This is a genomic window from Nocardia carnea, from assembly GCF_029869215.1.
GTDB classification, from domain to species: domain Bacteria; phylum Actinomycetota; class Actinomycetes; order Mycobacteriales; family Mycobacteriaceae; genus Nocardia; species Nocardia carnea_B.
In genome coordinates this window covers 1-16,661 of sequence record NZ_JARWPM010000453.1, presented here as the reverse complement: position 1 = coordinate 16,661, position 16,661 = coordinate 1, and the positions used below count along the sequence as shown (strand labels likewise).

The window sequence follows — 16,661 nt, the reverse complement described above, 5'->3', positions numbered from 1 at the left end:
GACGCTGCGCTGCCGCCTCCGGGCCTGACCCGCTCATGCTGTGTCCTATGGGGATGACCGGGGGCCCTGCGTGGTGACGCTGCGCTGCCGCCTCCGGGCCTGACCCGCTCATGCTGTGTCCTATGGGGACGAGCGGGGGCCCTGCGTGGTGACGCTGCGCTACCGCCTCCGGGCCTGACCCGCTCATCCCGCGACCTCGAGTCGCAGGGTTTGTGCGCGGCGCAGCATTTCGGCGATATCGGCATGCTCCGGGCCGGGTTCCAGGGTGCCCTCGGCGAGTGCGAGCACGGTGTCGAGGTTGTCGATACCGCCGAGATCGTCACAGACCCCGCGCCCCAGCGTATCCACCGACCCCTGCGCCCGCGCCTCCGCACGGCAGGCGAACGCCAGCTCGCAGCTGGACATACATTCCGGCGCGTACCGCGAGGGAATCGCCGCGATGGTGTCCGCCAACCCCTCGCCCGGGGTGAACGAAGCGCCCGGGGGGATGAGGTCCAGCAGCGCATCGATGGAGGTGAGCCGCGACAACTGCCGGCCGATCACCGCGAGCTGTTTGCGCAGATCCAGTTTCGCCGCGACCGGCCGGTTCGTGAAATCTCGCGCGGCCACCAGAATCGACTCGTGCGCCACCTCGCCGGGCCCGTGTCCGAGTTCGCGCAACAGCTCCCGCATCGCCAGCACATACACGGCCGACTGCCGCGCCGCCGAGGCCACCTGCGCGGGATCGGCCTGGCCGTCGACGATGGCGAACGATTTGATCTCCACGACGTAGAATTTGCCGCCGATCTGCAACGCCACCACATCGGGTTCCAGATAGGCGGTGGCACCGGCGATTTCCAGGCGCAGCATCGGATGGTCGAACAGGGTACCCTGCCCGGTGCTCAGCGCCTGCCCGAGGAGCTGTTTGGTGCGCTGGTAGCGAACCGAATTGGTGGCGTTGTCGCCGACGGTCGCCAGATCGTGGTAGCCGACTTCGGGAATGCTCAGCCCGAGTTCCTCGCGTAGCAATCGCAGCAGTTCGGCGCAGCCGTGCGCCTTCACCATCGCCTCGAAGGAGTTGCCGCGGGTGATCGCGAACGGGGACTGACCGAACTGCGGCGGGAAGCCGAGTTCCCGCGCGATCACGGTTTTGTCCACGGCCGCCGCGTCCAGTAACGCCCGCCGCGCGCAGCCGGGGTTGGCGGTGAGTGCCGCGATGGTGCGCGCATTGTGCCGGCTGGTGGGTGCGGCGCCGCGCAACTCGTCCAGGCGGGTGGTGAGGGATTTCTGTGCCAGCGTCATCTCAGGCCTCGTTCCTTCGCCGTTCGGCCACGGTGAGCCGCGTACCGAACAATTGCGCCGCGGGCTCCGCCAGTTGCCGCTCCGCCCGCCGCGCGGCGTCGGCCCGCTGCTGTGTGTCGTCGTCTTTGTGCACCTCGAGCTCGCGTTCCGCCGCCGCGAGCACCACCGCCGGGTCGATCGACGGCCCGTCGGTCGCGCCCGGGATGGAGACCGCCAGCTGCCACAGCACCCGCTGCCCCGCCGGCGTACTGCCGTGGTCGGCCAGGTACCGGGCCAGCCGGGTCGCGGCGGTGAGCAGGTCCACCCGCGGGCTCAACGGCCCGACCATACGCTGCGCGAGCGGCCACGTGCTCACCGCCAGCAACCCGCGCGCCGGGGCCAGCAGATCGGTGGTCAGGGCCGCGCAGACGTAGTACGGGCGGGCGTACGGCGCCGCGCGGAACGATCGCTCCTCGTCCCGGCGCAAACTGGTGAGCCGGGCCGCCACGAGTTCCCCGGAGAAGAACGCCTCGTGCACCGCGAGAACGAGTTTCGGGGCGGCGGGCACCGACAGCAGGGTGAGCGCCCGGTGCACGTGTTCGCGAACCGGTACCGCCCCCGAAAGCTGGCGGGCCGGTTCGGCCGGTTCGGGGCCGCCGAGAACGGCCGCGTCCCATTCCGCTTCGGCTGCCCGCAATTCCGCGCGCAGCCGCCCGGCCGCGGTCCGGTCACCGGAGCCCGCGGCCCGGCGCACCTGCGTACGCAGCTCGGCTATGCGCTGTTCCAGCGCCTCGGCGGTGGGCATGGGGGAGAATCTAGGACGCAATTCCAGGGAAGTCCAGTAAATGCCAGTATTTGCCGCGGTATGTCGCCCGGATTACCGGATTCGGAAAGCGGCCTCCTCCATACTTTTGGGTATGTTACGGTCGCGCTCATGGTTGCGGCCGAGCCGGACAGCACTCCCGGAATCACCCAGAACTTCATCGACGCCCTGGCCGAAAGGGCCCAGGCCGCAGAAGAATTGCGCCGGCTACCGGACGAGACCCGCACCGAGGCGATCGCCTCGGGATTCCTCGGATATCTGGTGCCGAAACGCTTCGGCGGCCGGGAAGAGAAATTCCCCGAAATCCTCGACCCCATCCGCCGCATGGCCCACGGCTGCGTCTCCAGCGCATGGACCCTGGGCTTCTACACCCTGCACAATTGGCTGCTCGCCCTGTTCCCCGAACAAGCGCAGGCCGAGGCCTACGGCGGCGGCCCGTTCCTGTGCCCCGCCCCGCTCGCGCCCACCGGCCGGGGGCTCCCCGCCGAAGGCGGCGGTATCACTCTGTCCGGCCGCTGGTCCTGGGCCACCGGCGTGATGGGCGCGAACTGGATCATGGTCGGTGCCCTGTGCGGACCCGACGACGGCCTCTACCCGGCGCTGGCCCTGCTGCCCGCCACCGATATCACCGTCGACGACGTCTGGCACACCGAAGGGATGCGCGCCACCGGCTCCAACGATGTGGTGATCCGTGACGCGCGAGTTCCGGGCCACCGGTTGGTCCGCTCCGCCGATATCACCAGCGGCACGGCCCCCGGCGCCACCCTGCACGAGGCCACCACCTATCGCTGGCCCTTGGTCCCCGCCCTCGCCCTGGCCGCTGCCATGCCCGCCCTCGGGGCCGCCGAACGGGCCACCGACCTGTACGCCGACCGTCTCGAAGGCCGCATCCTCTACGAAGGCGGCGGCCGCCAGCAGGACAAACCCATGGCCCAGGCGCATCTGGGTCAAGCACAGGTGCGGTTACGCGCGCTGCGCGCCCTGCGCGACGACGCCGTCGCCGAGATCGAAACACTCCTCGATGCCGGCCTCCCCGTCCAGATCCCGGTCCGCGCGCAGGCCCGCCTCGCCGCCGCCCACATCGTGCGCGAATCCCGCGCGATCATCGCCGACCTCCTGCACGCATCCGGCGCGAGTGTCCACTTCACCGACCATCCACTACAACGCCTGAAACGCGACGTGGACGTGTTGAGCGGCCACGTGATCTTCGACTACGACACCACGCGCGAACTCGCCGGCGCCACCGCCATCGGCCTGAAACCACCCCGTACCGCCCTGCTCTGATCGGGCAGTGCGGAGTGGCCACCGCCACCGGTTCGCGCGGCGCGGCCCGCAGGCCGGAGGCAGCGACGAGACTGTGTGGTACGCGGGCGTCGTCACGGCGACACGGACCGGATGGCCGCGGTCACCGAGGCGAGCGCCATCAGCCGGACGGTGTCGATATCGGCTGCGACCTTGCCGGTGGCCGCGGCGATGAATCCGTCCCCGTCGAACCGGGTATGCGGAGGTGTCAGCGCGCGGGCCAAGCCGTCGTGGGCGCCCTGGGCGGCGATATAGCAGCCCATCTTGTCCAGGCGGGCGTTGGTTACGACCACGCCGATGGTGGTGTGCGTACGGGCTTCGGCGAATTCGAAGGGTTGAGCGAGCGTCGCCACGGAGTCCAAGGCGATATCGGAGGTTCCGTCGTCGATATCGCCGAATGCGTTCACGACGCACAACGCGCCGACCGCCAGTTCGCCGAGTTCCCGTTGAGCATAGGCGATTCCGCCGGGACGACGTAGGTGAGGACCGCGCCAATGCGAGGTGTAGGCGCCTGTTCCGGCGCCGATCCGGCCGGCGGTCACCTGTTCGCCCGTGCTCGCCCGGGCGGCCGCGTAGCCGTGTTCGGCGGTGGGGCGAGCGCTGCTGTCACCGGCCCCGAGGTCGAACAGTGCCAATGCGGGAACGATGGGTACCCGCCCGCCCGGGGTCGGTACGCCGCGGCCGGCTTCCTCGAGATAGCGCATCACACCGTCGGCCGCCGCGAGACCGAAAGCCGATCCTCCGGTGAGTAGAACAGCATCGATCGACGCCACGGTTTTGTCCGGGGAGAGGGCATCCAGTTCCCGGCTGGCGGGCGCACCACCGCGTACCTCGGCCGCGGCGACCGTTCCCTCCGGGAGGATTAGAACGGTACAACCGGTCGCACCTTCGCTATCCGACCAGTGCCCGAGACGAACACCGGCAACTCCGATCGACATATCAATCCCCTCTACGTCGTCGTGCGACCGGCATCCATGGTCCGGTCGCCAGTATGGCTCAGCGCACGGGATTCGGCAGAACGCATCGGCGATGCGCCGCCGTTCGATCCGGCGAGGCCGCTCGGGAGATACCCGGGGCGGGCCGGCGGCGCCATCGCTCGGGGCGCAGGTGGGCCGGCAGATCATCGGACGGATACGCCGGTATGGCTGGCGGCAGCGCCGGAGGTTGCCGGTGCCACCGGCAAGTTCTTCGTCGAACGCGCAGCGGTTCCCACCGCCGCGCACACCACCGATGCCGCCCGCTGTGACCGGCTGTGGGAGCAGAGTGCCCGGCTGGTGTGGCTGCCCGCGGATTCGGTCCGCGAATCATGACGCGGTCAGATGATTCCCCGCGTGCGCAACGCTTCCAGTTCGGCGGCGGACTTACCCAGGAGGCCGGTGTACACGTCGTCGTTGTGCTGCCCCGGTCGTGCCGATCCCGCGTTGCGAATGGCGCCGGGTGTCTCCGAAAGCACGGGAATCACACCCGGTCCCTTCACATTTCGCTGAATCCGCTCGTCGTAATGATCGGCGATCATACCCCGTGCGTTGAGCTGGGGGTCGGTGACCACTTCGGCGACCGTATTGATCGGGCCACTGATCACTCCCGCCTCGTTCAGCAGGCCGATGATCTCGGCGGGCTGCCGTTGCGCCGCCCAGTCCCCGATGATCTTATCGAGTTCGTCCTGGTTACGACCCCGGGCGAGATGGTTCGCGAACCGTTCGTCGGTGGCCAGTTCCGCCCGGCCCATAGCCGTGCACAATCGGCGGAACACCGTGTCCTGGTTCGCGGCGATCACCACCCAGCTGCCGTCGGCGGTGCGGTAGATATTCGACGGCGCGATCCCTTCCAGCCGGGTACCGGACGGGCCGCGGACCACACCGCCGATATCGAAGTCGGGGATGGTGGACTCCTGAACGGCCAGACAGGCTTCGGTGAGGGCGGCGTCGACGATTTGGCCCTCTCCGGTGACCGTCCGGCGGTACAACGCCGCCAATGCGCCCTGGGCGGCGAACATTCCGGCGAGACTGTCGCCGAGCGACAGTGCCAGCCGCGGGGGCGGGCCGCCGGGGAAGCCGTTCATATGGCGCAGTCCGCTCGCAGCTTCGGCGACCGAGGCGTAGCCGGCTTTCTGGGCGTCCGGACCCGTCTGCCCATAGCCGGACACCCGCACCAGGATGATGCCGCGGTTGCGTTCGCGCAGTACGTCGTACCCGAGCCCCCACCGTTCCAGAGTGCCCGGACGCAGGTTCTCCACGATGATGTCGGATTTCTCGGCCAGTTCCAGGAACACGTCGCGCCCTGCGTCCTCGCGCAGGTTCAGGGTGACGGCCTTCTTGTTGCGGGCGTGCACGGTCCAGAAGAAATGGTGGCCGTCGAGTTCGGCCTGGCCCCACGTGCGCAGCGGGTCGGGGGCGTCCGGCGGTTCGAGTTTGATCACCTCGGCGCCCATATCACCCAACAGCCGCCCGGCGAAGGGGCCGGAGATCAGGGTGCCGATCTCGAGAACGCGGATACCGTCCAGCGCGCCGGTTGTCGCGGACGTATGAGGGGAGGGCATATGCGCGATCCTATCGCCGTGTCCGGAGCCGTAACCACCGCTCGCCCCCATGCGCGCGCTCCGCTATCCGGCCAGGAGGAGCTGTCTTCGGGCGCCGGCATCGGATACCGCGGCTATCGATGACGCAGCTGCACATGTCCGCCGCGGTGTGGAGCGTGACAGTTCGGAACCCGGAGTGGGCGCGACGAATTCATCGGGCAATCAATTTCTACTGGTTCATGTTCGAAGAATGTAAATTTTGATTCGATTCATGACGAAAGTGTGGGCGGACCGACTGAGTTACGGTGTGGCAGGTGGAGAACGTCGATTTTACAATCTCCATAGTTGATTCCATCGCTGCTACCTGGCTAGCGTTGATTTCCTCGAGAGTGTTACTACGCGTATTCGATGAAATGCCGGGGTGGCCGGTTCGGGTTAAGTGCCGCCTGCGCCGCCGGCCTGGTCGTACCGGGGATTCGGGGAGTCGAGAATGCCAGCTGAGGGAAAACTCGGTGGTCTCGCTCTGCAGATCGTCGCGCAGCTCAAAGATGCGACGGACAAAGCAGCGCAAGGCAGCGCGCGGGTGTTTCACAAATTCTCGGGCGCGGGGAGGGATGCGGCTCGGGTCTTCGAGCACGAAAGCTATCTCGCAGAGGAACAGCTGAAAATAGATGAGAAGGACAAGGCGGCGGCGGATAGAGCCGAGGAGAAGGATCGTAAAAAGCAAGAGAAGCAACAGGAGAAAGCAGACAAGAAGGAGCGCAAGGAGAAGGAGCGAGCAGAAGCGAAGGAGAAGAGGGCAGAACATCTGCGATTCGACGGTCGTGCCGGTGTCGGCATAGTGGCCGGTGCCGCAGCTGCTTTCGGTGTCAGCGCTGCTATCGATTCGGGTGCGGAGGATTCCGGTGATCGGGCAGCGAAGGATGCTGCCGATGCGCCGGCCCCCGAAAAAGTTGCCGGTGATCCGGGCACGGAGGACGGTGCCGGTGATTCCGGCACGGAGGGTGATGCCGGTGGTTCCGGCGCAGAGAACGGTGCCGGTGATTCCGATGCAGAAGATGATGCCGGTGATTACAGCGCAGAGGATGATGCCGGTGCTCGGGGCGCGGTGGGTAGCGCTGGTGCCGATTCAGGCAATGCGGGCAGCGTCGGTGCGGTCTCCGCTGGGAGCGAGCAGGGTTCGGCCCTCGATTCCGGATCTGCTGCCGGCGCCGGCGTCGGCGGTGACTCGTCGACCGGCCGCTCGGACGAGAACACCGGTGCCCTGGACGACCGGCCGTCCCAGGGAAGTACCGGGTCGGACCAGCCCGCCACGGGAGTTCCGGCCGGCGGAGGACAGCAGTTCGACCCGGCCGAGTTGATGCTTCCGTTGCTGCTGTCGAATATGCCGGACACCGGGTCGGCCGATCCCGAACCCGATCTTGAGGAAGGCGGCGAACACGGTACCGGTCCGGGGCCGGGAGCGCAGGCGCCCTCCGTGTCACCCGCCCCGCAACAGCCTGGTCCGACGCCGTGGTCCCACCGGCCACCGGCGGATCAGGCACCGGCCACGGAACCACCGGGACGGCCCGCGCAGACCCCGCCGCGGTCGGTTGTGCCATCCTCACCTGCGGGGACGCGTGACGAGGGAAAGGGTGTTGTGTACACCCACGCCGGAGACAACGTGACGGAAACAGTGTCGGCGAGCGTAGCCGCTGCGTACGACCGTGCCTACGAGAACAAGAGCGCTACCGATGCGCAGGCCGCCTACGCCGGTACCGAAGCCGCGTGGGCCGACGAGAAGGCGCTGGCACGAGTCGACCCCAACGATCTGATGAGCGGGGACATCATCACATTCGACAACGGAACAGCCCTGGTACGGGTACAGAAGACGGCGGGTCATCCGGACGGCGGCACAGTGGATGTCATCATCGCGGGCGAGCTGACGCCGATCGCGGAGGTAATGGCGGACGGGGCAGGTGAGCTGGGCGGGTTCGCCGGCTTCCGGCGCCCGCCCGGCATCGAGCTGCCCATCTCGGTAGAACACGGTGTCGGAGAGGCCGTGCCGGCGACCGATGACCGGTCCGGCGATACGGATGTTCCCGGCTGATCGGGCTCCGGAAGAGGTGTCCTGAACAGGGCCGGTCTACGGCGAGCGCTCGCCTCGCCGAGCCGTAGGGGGCATTGTCACCGCCGGCCCCCTGCTGCGGGCCGGTCGGCCGGTTCAATCCGCCGGGCCGAGCCCGCGGGCCCGCAGCCAGTCGTCGACCGTGACGATGGCTTTCGCGAGCGGTTCGCGCTGATCCGGGCCCAGGTAGTAGTGGTTGGCGCCGGGGATCTCGTGCAGTTCCTTGTCCGCGCAGCCCAGCGCCGCGTAGATGCGGTGGGCGTGCGAGGGCGTGCAGACATTGTCAGCTGCGTTGTAGAGCACCAGCGTGGGCACCGCGATATCCGGGCCGCAGGCCACCGCGTCGCCGCGGGCGTCGTCGATACTCCACTGCGACAGCCAGCTGCGCAGAGTGGTGAACCGGGCCAGGCCGAACGCGCCCATGTTCACCTCCTGCGGCTCACCGAGATAGGACTCGCCGGGTTCGCGGTCGTTGGGATCCAGGGCCGGATCGAGCACGGTGGGGTCGGCCATGGTGCCGTGTACGACGAAACAGAATTCGTCCTGCGGTCGGCCGGAGGCCTGAATGGCGGCCAGTTTCTCCTTGACCCAGGCGGTGATCCGCCGGTTCCGGTCGAGCTGCGCCTGCCGGTAGCGGGACACGAATTCGGGACTGTAGGGCGGCTGGTTGGGGTTGTCCGGGTGGTAGAGGTCGAGTTCCGGATCACGGCGGCTCGGATCGGATTCGTCGAGGATCGACGGGTCGAGGCATTCGGTGAGCGTGTGGTGGCGGCTGATATGGGCGGCCATCAGCAGGATCGCGTCGACGGGCGGCAGGTCGAGTTCGGTGAGGTCGGGTCCGTCGCCGGACGGGCTCGCGGTCACGGTCGGATGCTGGGCCTGCTGCTGGTAGTACACCGACAGGGAGCCGCCACCGCTCCAGCCCGCCAGTACCACCTTCCGGTAGCCGAGGCGTTTCTTCGCGTCGCGGATACATTCACCGAGGTCCTGTACCACTTTTTCCATGAGCAGCGCGGCGTCGGCGCCCCGGTAACGGCTGTTGCACACGATGATGTGGTGCCCGGCCTTGGCGAGCGCGGTGACGATGGGCAGGTAGGTGCCGCTGGAGACGGGGTGCATGAGCACCAGCACCGTTTCCGACTCCAGATCGGCCGGTTTCACCAGTATCGAATCGAGCGCGACCATCTCGGTGAGACCCCCGTAGGCGTCCCGGGTGCCGGACGTGTTCGCGTAGGCGATGACATACGGGATGCGTTCGACATGGTGCGACATTGCTTGCCTGCCTCGGTCTTTCGGAAGATTGGGAGCCGGCTCGGGGCATGCCGTATCGGCCCGGCCGGCCTGTCGCCGGGAGCGGGTCGTGGATGCCGGTGGGTGATCAGTAGTGGGTGCCGAGGTTGTTCGCCAGCACCTCGGGGGAGGGGACGAGCCGGCGGCGGGTGTCGACGGCGATGGTGGTCCAGCCGATCCGGCTGATCTCCTCCCGCTTACGCCGCGCCCGCTCCCGCATCTTCTCCGGGGCGCCGTGGTGCACGCCCTGCGGGGCGTGCGAGATCAGGCCCGGTGGCATCGGCACGCCGTACATATCACCGCCGTGGAAGAACGCGATCTCGTCGTAGTCGGCATTGCGGTGATACCAGGGGATGGTTTCGGTGCCCGGCGCCGATTCGGCGCGCTTCGGCAGGAAGTTCATCACGTAGACGCCCGTGGCCTGCATGAACAGGTGCACGGTGGCGGGCAGGTGCACCGTATCGGAGAGGATCACGTTGTAGTCGGCGATATTGAAGGTGAACGGGAAGTTGTCGCCCTGCCAGCCCACCACGTCCAGCGGGTGATGCGAGTAGAACAGCGAGGACGGGCCACCCTCATGGACCAGCCGCACCTCGTATGCCTCGCGCCCGTCGTCGTCCATGGCGGCGGGCTCGGGGATCGTCATCCGATTCGGGTCGAACGGGAAATGGCGGCCCAGTGGCCCCGCGGGCGGAACGCGGAACTCCTCGGTCGCCTCGACCATGAACAGGGTCGTCTCGCTCTCGGGCGCCTGCCGGAACGTGCACGCCTTCGGCACATATACCCAGTCTCCTTCGCGGTAACGAAGGGGCCCGAATTCGGTCTCCAGTAGTCCGGAACCCTTGTGCACGAACGACAGCAGGTCGCCGTCGACGTGACGGACGAAGAACGGCATCTCCTGGGCACGCCGGCTCAGCGAGATCCGGCAGTCGGCGTTGGAGAACAGCAGCAGCGGGGAACCGGCGGCAGCGGTGGAGTCGGTGGGTTTCAGTGCGTCGGCGAGCACATCCACCGGGGCGAGCGGGCCGGTCGCGGTGTAGTTCACCGGATCGTTGCGCCGATACAGCTGTGCGGTGCGCCCGGTGAAACCGCCGCGACCCAGTTCATCGTCCTTGAGGCCGTCGAGATCGGCGTGCAGCCGGTCGGGAGTAATGCCTTTCCGCAGGTGCACAAAGGATTCCATCGCAGTATCCAGTCCTCGTCGGGCGCTCCGCCGGAGGTCGGTGCGGGCAGCGCGGGCCGCCCGGGATCCGTCGCATCGCGGAACGAAGTGGCTGGGCTCACAGTCGCAGATAAATTGATCGGAGTCAATATAATCGGGCCATGGATGCTGTGGTCGCGCCGGAACCGCGGGGGACGCGCAAGGGACGGGGGAGGCCCCCGGCGGGCGAGGCCCCCGCCTCCGTGGACGAGATCCTGGCGGCGGCATTGCGAGTGTTCGCGCGGGACGGGTTCGCCGGTGCCTCGGTCGCCGCCGTGAACCGGGAACTGGGCGTGAGCCACAATCTGATCCATCAGCGGTTCGGGTCGAAGGAGGCGCTCTGGTACGCGGTGGCGGACTGGATCTTCGACAATGCGGTCACCCTGCTGAAGATCCGGCCCGGGCGCACCGATCTGTCCCCGCTCGAGGAGTTCCGGCAAGGTATCGTCCGCTTCCTCGAACTCCAGGCCGAGTACCCCGATGTGGTGCGGTTGATCAGCATGGAAGCCGCGATCGAGAGCCCCCGCCTGACCTATCTCTACGACCGGCACATCCAGCCGATGTCGGTACTGCTCGCCGAACCCCTGAAACCGCTGTTACAGCGCCGCATCCTGTCCCGCGAGGATCTGCGCTCCTTGCATTTCCTCATCGCCCACGGCGGCACGGCGGCCTTCGCCGCGCTACCGCTGGCGACCCGGATGTCCCCGTCGGACCCGCTCGGGAAGTCCGCGGTGCGCCGGCACGCGCGGCTGGTCGCCGACACCGTCGTCGCGGGTATCGAAGCGCGGATAGCGCGGGCCGCGGAGCGTGCCGAGGGCCCGTGACGCGCTAAGGCGTGAGGGCGCCGTCCTCGCCGGCGGGGGCGGCCGGATCCTCCGTGCATTGCGGCGGACCCACTCGATCGGCGAGCAATTCGGTGAACTCCTGCGCGTAGGCGAGTTGTTTGCGTAACCGCTCGGCGCTCTCCCGCGCCTTCTCCTGGAAGGCCAGCAGTTCGGCCGCCGCCGCGGCACGGCGATCACCGGTAGCACGGGTATCGCCGAGCGCGTCGAGGCTGTCCAGCAGCCGTTTCATCTCGTCGAGCGTGAAGCCGAGTGGTTTCATCCGCCGGATCACCAGTAACCGCTCGATATCCGCCGCGGTGTAGAGCCGGAACCCGCCGCTCGAGCGCGCGGACGGTTGCACCAGCCCCACCTCGTCGTAGTGGCGGATGGTTTTGAGCGAGAGCTCGGTTCGTTCCGCGACCTGCCCGATCTGCAGGTATCCGTCGCTCATCTCAGTGGGCGGCGGCCAGATGGCCGGACAGACGTCGATGCCGGGCAACCGAGGCCTCGTTCAGTCCGCGGATTTCCACGCGCTTGCCTTTGGCCGCGTATTTGGTGGTGATGGCGTCGAGGGCGGCGACGGTGGAGGCGTCCCAGATATGGGTCTCGGACATATCGATGACGATATTGCGCGGGTCGCCCGCGTAGTCGAATTGGTAGACCAGATCGTTGCTGGATGCGAAGAACAGTTCGCCGCGCACCTTGTAGACGCGGGTATCGGTGCTCTCCGCGGCGTCCGGGTCGGGGTGGACCTCGGTGAAATGTGCGACCCGGTGCGCGAACGCCACCATCGCGGTGAGTACTCCGGCGATCACCCCGTAGGCGAGATTGTGGGTGGCGACGGTGACCCCCACCGTCACCAGCATCACCGTGGTCTCCGCGAGGGGCATCCGCCGCAGCGTCGCGGGGGCGAGGGAATGCCAGTCCATGGTGCCCACCGACACCATGATCATCACCGCGACCAGTGCCGCCATCGGGATCTGTGCGACCAGCCCGCCCAGGCCGACCACCAGGATCAGCAGGAACGCCCCGGCCAGGAACGTCGAGATCCGGGTGCGCGCACCGGAGACCTTCACATTGATCATGGTCTGGCCGATCATCGCGCAACCGCCCATACCGCCGAAGAAGCCGGTGACGATATTGGCGATGCCCTGCCCCCAGCCCTCGCGGGTCTTGTCGGAGTGGGTATCGGTGATGTCGTCGACCAGCTTGGCCGTCAGCAGCGATTCCAGCAGGCCCACCAGCGCCATCGCCAGCGCATAGGGCGCGATGATCCGCAGGGTTTCCAGCGTGAGCGGTACGTCGGGCAGCAGCGGGATCGGCAGGCTCGACGGCAGTTCGCCTTCGTCGCCGACATTCGGCACGTGCAGTGCGAACACCAGCGTGACCGTGGTGAGCACCACGATCGCGACCAGCGGTGCCGGGACGGCGGTGGTGAGTTTCGGCAGGCCCACGATGATCGCCAGGCCCACCGCGATCATCGGATACACCAGCCACGGCACACCGAACAGATGCGGTAGCTGCGCGAGGAAGATCAGGATGGCCAGCGAGTTCACGAACCCGACCATCACGCTGCGCGGGATGAACCGCATAAGCTTCGCCACGCCCGCGACACTGAGCGCGACCTGGATGACACCGCCGAGGATCACCGTCGCGATCAGATAATCGAGTCCGTGGTCCCGCACCACCGGCGCGACGACCAACGCGACCGCACCGGTCGCCGCCGAGATCATGGCGGGCCGGCCGCCGGTGATCGCGATGGTGACCGCCATGGTGAACGAGGCGAACAAACCGACCCGCGGGTCCACACCCGCGATGATCGAGAACGAGATCGCCTCCGGGATCAGCGCCAAGGCGACGACGAGGCCCGCGAGAACCTCTGTCCGCAACCGCTTCGGGCTGCGCAGAGCCGCCGCCACCGAGGTGACGGGACTGTCGGACCGTTGTGTCGTCGGCACTGTCGCTGACTCCGTTCACTGGACGCACGCGAACGCGGGCGAACAATGTCGCCGCGCGGAATCTGTCGGAAGGGGCCGAGTGGATAGGACTGTGGGCCGGAATCGGCCGTGCTGCCGGGCATCGATGATCGGCAACCACTCGGCGAACCGAACTCTACCCTTACGGGAGGGTAGGGTCGCAAGCTCGGCGGCGGGAAAGTGGGCTACCCCTCATTCGCGGTGACCCCGCACTTCCGGCGCCGGAGTCGGAAGTGCGGGGTGTCGCATCCGCCGGTGGAGCCGGATATGCGAAACGCCGCCGAGCGGCTGGGCTCGGCGGCGTCCGTTGGGGGTCGACGTCCCACAAGCGCCTCTCGGCGAGTGGTCGCTCGTAGCGACTAAGGGGTGCGGCCCGGGGCTGTTCGGACGCCGACAGGGATGTTCAACCACAGGGAGCGCACGCCTATTTCCGTGGCATTTGTGACAACCGTTACGGCGCGGGCGATCGGGGGGAGCCCTGAAACACGGGCCCGTCGGCCGCTCTCAGGCCGCTACCTGCGCGGTCGCCAGCAGTTCGTCGACGAAGCCCAGTGCGCGGCGCTCCAGCGCCTCGTAATGGGCCGCGCGGGCGCCGCCGGTGAGGGCCGGGTCGAGCAGCAGGTTGCCGTCGGCATCGAGACGCTGTGGTTTCTCCTCCGCGCCGGGCAGTAGCCCGACCATCGAATGGGAGAGCCCGCAATAGTAGGCGAGTCCGTCGTTGAGCTGGGCGCTCAGCGATTGCTGCATCAGTTCGACGTAGCCGTCGTCGTCCGCCGCGCCGGCCAGCCCCAGCCACAGCATCTGTTTTCCGGCCAGCCGTGGCTTGCTGCGGCCGTAGGCGAACCCGTAGTTCCAGACGCGGTCGATCCAGCCCTTGAGCAGCGCCGGTACCTGAACCCAGTACACCGGGAACACGGCGACGATCAGGTCGGCGGCGAGGATGCGCCGCATATGGGCTTCGACCTCCGGTGAGTAGATCTTCTCGCGGTCGTTCCAGTCGGGTTGGTCGGCGACGGTCATCCGCGGGTCGAATCCCTCGGCGTGCAGATCGAGCCGGTCGATCCGGTAGCCGGCCGCGGTCAGCCGGCGGGCGGCGAGTTCGGCCATATGGGCGGTCAGCGAATCGGTGCGGTGGTGGGCGATGACGACCAGCGCGGTGCGGGTGGTCGCGTCCGGGGTGTTCTGCACAGTTCCTCCAAAGGTTCAGTTGTGTGGCGTGATCTGATTCCACACCGGATTTCGTGGACGATCTATGGGTGACAATCCACATTCGATAGGAATTCGTCTACGCTGGCGGTGTGGATCCGCTGAGCAGGCTGCTGAATGGCATACGGGCCGAAGGGGCCGTCCTCACCCAGGCGGTACTCGAGGCGCCGTGGACCATCCGCTTCGCCGATCGCGCGCCGCTGACCATGATCACCGTGCTGCGCGGCGGCGGCACGCTGCTGCTGCCCGGCGGTATCGAGCGCCGGATCACGGCCGGCGATACCGCCGTGGTCCGCGGCACCGAACCGTTCCTGCTCGCCGATCACGCCGATTCGGTCCGCAAGCCGCATACGGAATACGAGATCGCCTGCTTCACCGGCGAACCGGAATGCGACGCCGGTTTGGACGGCGGGCGGTGGGGCAACGACCCCGCCGGGGAGACGGCGCTGATCGTCGGCGCCTACCGCGCCTCCGGCCGCCGCCACGAGCGGCTGCTGCGCGCGCTGCCGCCGGTGCTGGTGGTGTCCGACGATCCCGAGGTGTGCGCCTGGATGGCCGGTGTCGCCGCCGACGCGACCGCCCGGCCCGCCGGGGCCCAGGCCCTGATGGACCGTCTGCTCGACTGGGGCCTGGTGTGCACCTTGCGCGACTGGTTCGACGGGCAGGACACCGCCGCCCCGGGGTGGTATCGCGGCCCCGCGGACCCCGTGGTCGGACCGGCGCTGGACGCCATGCACAGCCGCCCCGACGCGGGCTGGACGGTGGCTTCGCTGGCCGCGGTCGCCGGGGTGTCGCGGGCCTTGTTCGCCAAACGCTTCACCGAGGTCATGGGGCGTACCCCGCTCGCCTACCTCACCGAATGCCGGATGGACGAGGCCGAGGAACTACTGGCCGATCGTGACCTCACCGTCGCGCAGGTGGCGAAGGCCGTCGGCTACGCGGACGCGTTCGGATTCAGTGCCGCGTTCAAACGGCACCGGGGTGTGCGCCCGAGCGATTTCCGCGGCAAGGTCGCCGTCGGCTGACCCGCCACCAGGCGACAAAGTTCCAAGCCGGCGGATTCCGCGGCGACACATACTCACCGGTATGGACATCGAGCAGATCACCCCGAAACTGGTCGTCGAGGGCGCCGACGCGGCGATCCGGTACTACGGCGAGGTATTCGGCGCCGTGCTCCGGCGGCGGGACGAGGCGGACGGCCGGGTCGTTTTCGCCGCCCTCGGCCTGCCCTGCGGCGCCGTCTTCGAACTGAAGGACGCCGACGAATTCGACCGCGACCCACTGCGTCTCGGCGGCCGCGGCCTGCTCCTCACCGTGGTGGCCGGTGACCCCGACGCGCTTGCCCGGCGCATGGCCGAATCCGGCGGTGAGATCGTGTTCGAAGTCGCGGATCGGTCCTACGGCGCCCGGCAGGGCCGGGTACGCGACCCGTTCGGCCACGAATGGATCGTCGGCACCCCGATTCCGGCGGCCGCCGGGCAGGCGAACTCGTAATCGCATCTCCGAGCGGCCCCGGCCATCGCCCCGATCCGGTAGCGTGCGGACAGCACGGTGGCCGCGCCGAGGTCCGGCCAGGTCGTTCAGGAGTGTTCATGTCCCGATTCGGCGCGGCCGGGCCGGCCCGCGAAGCCACCGGAACCGCAGATCCGGAGAGTCGCCGCCGCGCCTGGGAACGGGCGACGAACGTGCCCATGGCCGTTCTCGCCCTGGTCTTCCTCGGCACCTACGCCTGGCAGGTACTCGATACCGCCGCCTCGCCGGTCCTCGATCGGTGGCTCACCGCCGCCGATATCACCATTTGGGCCCTGTTCGCGGGCGACTATCTCGTGCGCCTCGTGCTCGCCACCCGCCGCCTGCATTTCCTGCGCACCCATCTCGCCGAGCTGCTGATCGTGCTGCTCCCGCCGGTCCGCCCACTGCGGCTGTTGCGGGCCGGGTTGCTGGTTCTCGACACACTGAACCGTGGCCGGGGGCACCCCGGGCCCGGGGGGGGGGTTTGTGGGGGGGGGTTTGGGGGGGGACATTTTTTTTTGGGGGGGGGGGGTGGGGTTGGGGTTTGAAATTGCCCGTGGGTTACCTCTAAAGGCTGCACCCGCTACCTTCCCGCCCCCACCCGCCTGAGCTGTCCGGGGTGGGCCGGGCCCCGGTTCAGTG

Annotated in this window: 16 protein-coding genes; 7 read left to right on the top strand and 9 right to left on the bottom strand. The window is 68.2% G+C overall.

The features are described 5' to 3' along the window. Positions 1-183: 183 nt before the first annotated feature. Together QH276_RS34615 and QH276_RS34610 are read right to left on the bottom strand one after the other, a co-directional pair. Positions 184-1,281, bottom strand: a complete 1,098-nt coding sequence (locus tag QH276_RS34615; protein WP_280397674.1) for a hypothetical protein — start codon at positions 1,279-1,281, stop codon at positions 184-186. 1 nt (position 1,282) lies between these two features. Then, entirely contained in the window at positions 1,283-2,065 is a 783-nt protein-coding gene (locus QH276_RS34610; protein ID WP_280407034.1) for a hypothetical protein, read from the bottom strand. Positions 2,066-2,194: 129 nt separating this feature from the next. Here QH276_RS34610 and QH276_RS34605 point away from each other — a divergent pair, with 129 nt between their 5' ends. Further along, a complete protein-coding gene (locus tag QH276_RS34605; RefSeq protein ID WP_280399439.1) occupies positions 2,195-3,367 on the top strand; it encodes an acyl-CoA dehydrogenase in 1,173 nt (390 codons plus the stop codon). Between the two features lie 92 nt (positions 3,368-3,459). On the opposite strand, the gene QH276_RS34600 is transcribed toward QH276_RS34605, so the two are convergent. Beyond that, on the bottom strand, positions 3,460-4,323 hold the full coding sequence (locus QH276_RS34600; RefSeq protein ID WP_280399438.1) for a P1 family peptidase: 864 nt from the start codon (positions 4,321-4,323) through the stop codon (positions 3,460-3,462). A gap of 21 nt (positions 4,324-4,344) precedes the next feature. Here QH276_RS34600 and QH276_RS34595 point away from each other — a divergent pair, with 21 nt between their 5' ends. Further along, on the top strand, positions 4,345-4,695 hold the full coding sequence (locus QH276_RS34595; protein WP_280407033.1) for a hypothetical protein: 351 nt from the start codon (positions 4,345-4,347) through the stop codon (positions 4,693-4,695). 5 nt (positions 4,696-4,700) lie between these two features. Here QH276_RS34595 and QH276_RS34590 read toward each other — a convergent pair whose 3' ends face one another. Next, the gene (locus tag QH276_RS34590) at positions 4,701-5,924 is read right to left on the bottom strand and encodes a CaiB/BaiF CoA transferase family protein (RefSeq protein ID WP_280399437.1); all 1,224 of its coding nucleotides are present in this window, start codon (positions 5,922-5,924) and stop codon (positions 4,701-4,703) included. 469 nt (positions 5,925-6,393) lie between these two features. Here QH276_RS34590 and QH276_RS34585 point away from each other — a divergent pair, with 469 nt between their 5' ends. Beyond that, complete coding sequence (locus tag QH276_RS34585; protein ID WP_280399436.1) at positions 6,394-7,992, top strand: hypothetical protein; 1,599 nt, start codon at positions 6,394-6,396, stop codon at positions 7,990-7,992. A 114-nt stretch (positions 7,993-8,106) separates the two neighbouring features. Here the strand turns inward: QH276_RS34585 and QH276_RS34580 are convergent, their stop codons facing one another. Together QH276_RS34580 and QH276_RS34575 are read right to left on the bottom strand one after the other, a co-directional pair. Continuing rightward, positions 8,107-9,282, bottom strand: a complete 1,176-nt coding sequence (locus tag QH276_RS34580) for a serine aminopeptidase domain-containing protein (RefSeq protein ID WP_280399435.1) — start codon at positions 9,280-9,282, stop codon at positions 8,107-8,109. A 106-nt stretch (positions 9,283-9,388) separates the two neighbouring features. Beyond that, complete coding sequence (locus QH276_RS34575) at positions 9,389-10,483, bottom strand: homogentisate 1,2-dioxygenase (protein ID WP_280399434.1); 1,095 nt, start codon at positions 10,481-10,483, stop codon at positions 9,389-9,391. A 140-nt stretch (positions 10,484-10,623) separates the two neighbouring features. Here QH276_RS34575 and QH276_RS34570 point away from each other — a divergent pair, with 140 nt between their 5' ends. Continuing rightward, positions 10,624-11,325: a TetR/AcrR family transcriptional regulator gene (locus QH276_RS34570; protein ID WP_280399433.1), complete on the top strand. Its 702-nt coding sequence runs from the start codon at positions 10,624-10,626 to the stop codon at positions 11,323-11,325. A 4-nt stretch (positions 11,326-11,329) separates the two neighbouring features. Here the strand turns inward: QH276_RS34570 and QH276_RS34565 are convergent, their stop codons facing one another. The 3 genes from QH276_RS34565 to QH276_RS34555 all read right to left on the bottom strand — a co-directional run bounded on the left by QH276_RS34565 (position 11,330) and on the right by QH276_RS34555 (position 14,489). After that, on the bottom strand, positions 11,330-11,776 hold the full coding sequence (locus QH276_RS34565; protein ID WP_280399432.1) for a MerR family transcriptional regulator: 447 nt from the start codon (positions 11,774-11,776) through the stop codon (positions 11,330-11,332). A 1-nt stretch (position 11,777) separates the two neighbouring features. After that, positions 11,778-13,283 (bottom strand): SulP family inorganic anion transporter, encoded by a 1,506-nt coding sequence (locus QH276_RS34560; protein WP_280399431.1) that lies wholly within the window; start codon positions 13,281-13,283, stop codon positions 11,778-11,780. Positions 13,284-13,805: 522 nt separating this feature from the next. Next, a complete protein-coding gene (locus tag QH276_RS34555) occupies positions 13,806-14,489 on the bottom strand; it encodes an NAD(P)H oxidoreductase (RefSeq protein ID WP_280399430.1) in 684 nt (227 codons plus the stop codon). A 110-nt stretch (positions 14,490-14,599) separates the two neighbouring features. Here QH276_RS34555 and QH276_RS34550 point away from each other — a divergent pair, with 110 nt between their 5' ends. The 3 genes from QH276_RS34550 to QH276_RS34540 all read left to right on the top strand — a co-directional run bounded on the left by QH276_RS34550 (position 14,600) and on the right by QH276_RS34540 (position 16,567). Then, a complete protein-coding gene (locus QH276_RS34550) occupies positions 14,600-15,532 on the top strand; it encodes an AraC family transcriptional regulator (RefSeq protein ID WP_280399429.1) in 933 nt (310 codons plus the stop codon). A gap of 61 nt (positions 15,533-15,593) precedes the next feature. Next, on the top strand, positions 15,594-16,001 hold the full coding sequence (locus QH276_RS34545) for a VOC family protein (protein ID WP_280399428.1): 408 nt from the start codon (positions 15,594-15,596) through the stop codon (positions 15,999-16,001). A gap of 98 nt (positions 16,002-16,099) precedes the next feature. Continuing rightward, entirely contained in the window at positions 16,100-16,567 is a 468-nt protein-coding gene (locus QH276_RS34540) for a hypothetical protein (RefSeq protein WP_280407032.1), read from the top strand. Positions 16,568-16,661 lie beyond the last annotated feature (94 nt).

Bases quoted from the DNA above. Each gene is read 5' to 3' on its own strand.
- QH276_RS34545 (WP_280399428.1), top strand. From the start codon at position 15,594: ATGGACATCGAGCAGATCACCCCGAAACTGGTCGTCGAGGGCGCCGAC.
- QH276_RS34575 (WP_280399434.1), bottom strand. From the start codon at position 10,483: ATGGAATCCTTTGTGCACCTGCGGAAAGGCATTACTCCCGACCGGCTG.
- QH276_RS34570 (WP_280399433.1), top strand. From the start codon at position 10,624: ATGGATGCTGTGGTCGCGCCGGAACCGCGGGGGACGCGCAAGGGACGG.
- QH276_RS34540 (WP_280407032.1), top strand. From the start codon at position 16,100: ATGTCCCGATTCGGCGCGGCCGGGCCGGCCCGCGAAGCCACCGGAACC.
- QH276_RS34580 (WP_280399435.1), bottom strand. From the start codon at position 9,282: ATGTCGCACCATGTCGAACGCATCCCGTATGTCATCGCCTACGCGAAC.
- QH276_RS34600 (WP_280399438.1), bottom strand. From the start codon at position 4,323: ATGTCGATCGGAGTTGCCGGTGTTCGTCTCGGGCACTGGTCGGATAGC.
- QH276_RS34615 (WP_280397674.1), bottom strand. From the start codon at position 1,281: ATGACGCTGGCACAGAAATCCCTCACCACCCGCCTGGACGAGTTGCGC.
- QH276_RS34585 (WP_280399436.1), top strand. From the start codon at position 6,394: ATGCCAGCTGAGGGAAAACTCGGTGGTCTCGCTCTGCAGATCGTCGCG.
- QH276_RS34590 (WP_280399437.1), bottom strand. From the start codon at position 5,924: ATGCCCTCCCCTCATACGTCCGCGACAACCGGCGCGCTGGACGGTATC.
- QH276_RS34565 (WP_280399432.1), bottom strand. From the start codon at position 11,776: ATGAGCGACGGATACCTGCAGATCGGGCAGGTCGCGGAACGAACCGAG.
- QH276_RS34610 (WP_280407034.1), bottom strand. From the start codon at position 2,065: ATGCCCACCGCCGAGGCGCTGGAACAGCGCATAGCCGAGCTGCGTACG.
- QH276_RS34605 (WP_280399439.1), top strand. From the start codon at position 2,195: ATGGTTGCGGCCGAGCCGGACAGCACTCCCGGAATCACCCAGAACTTC.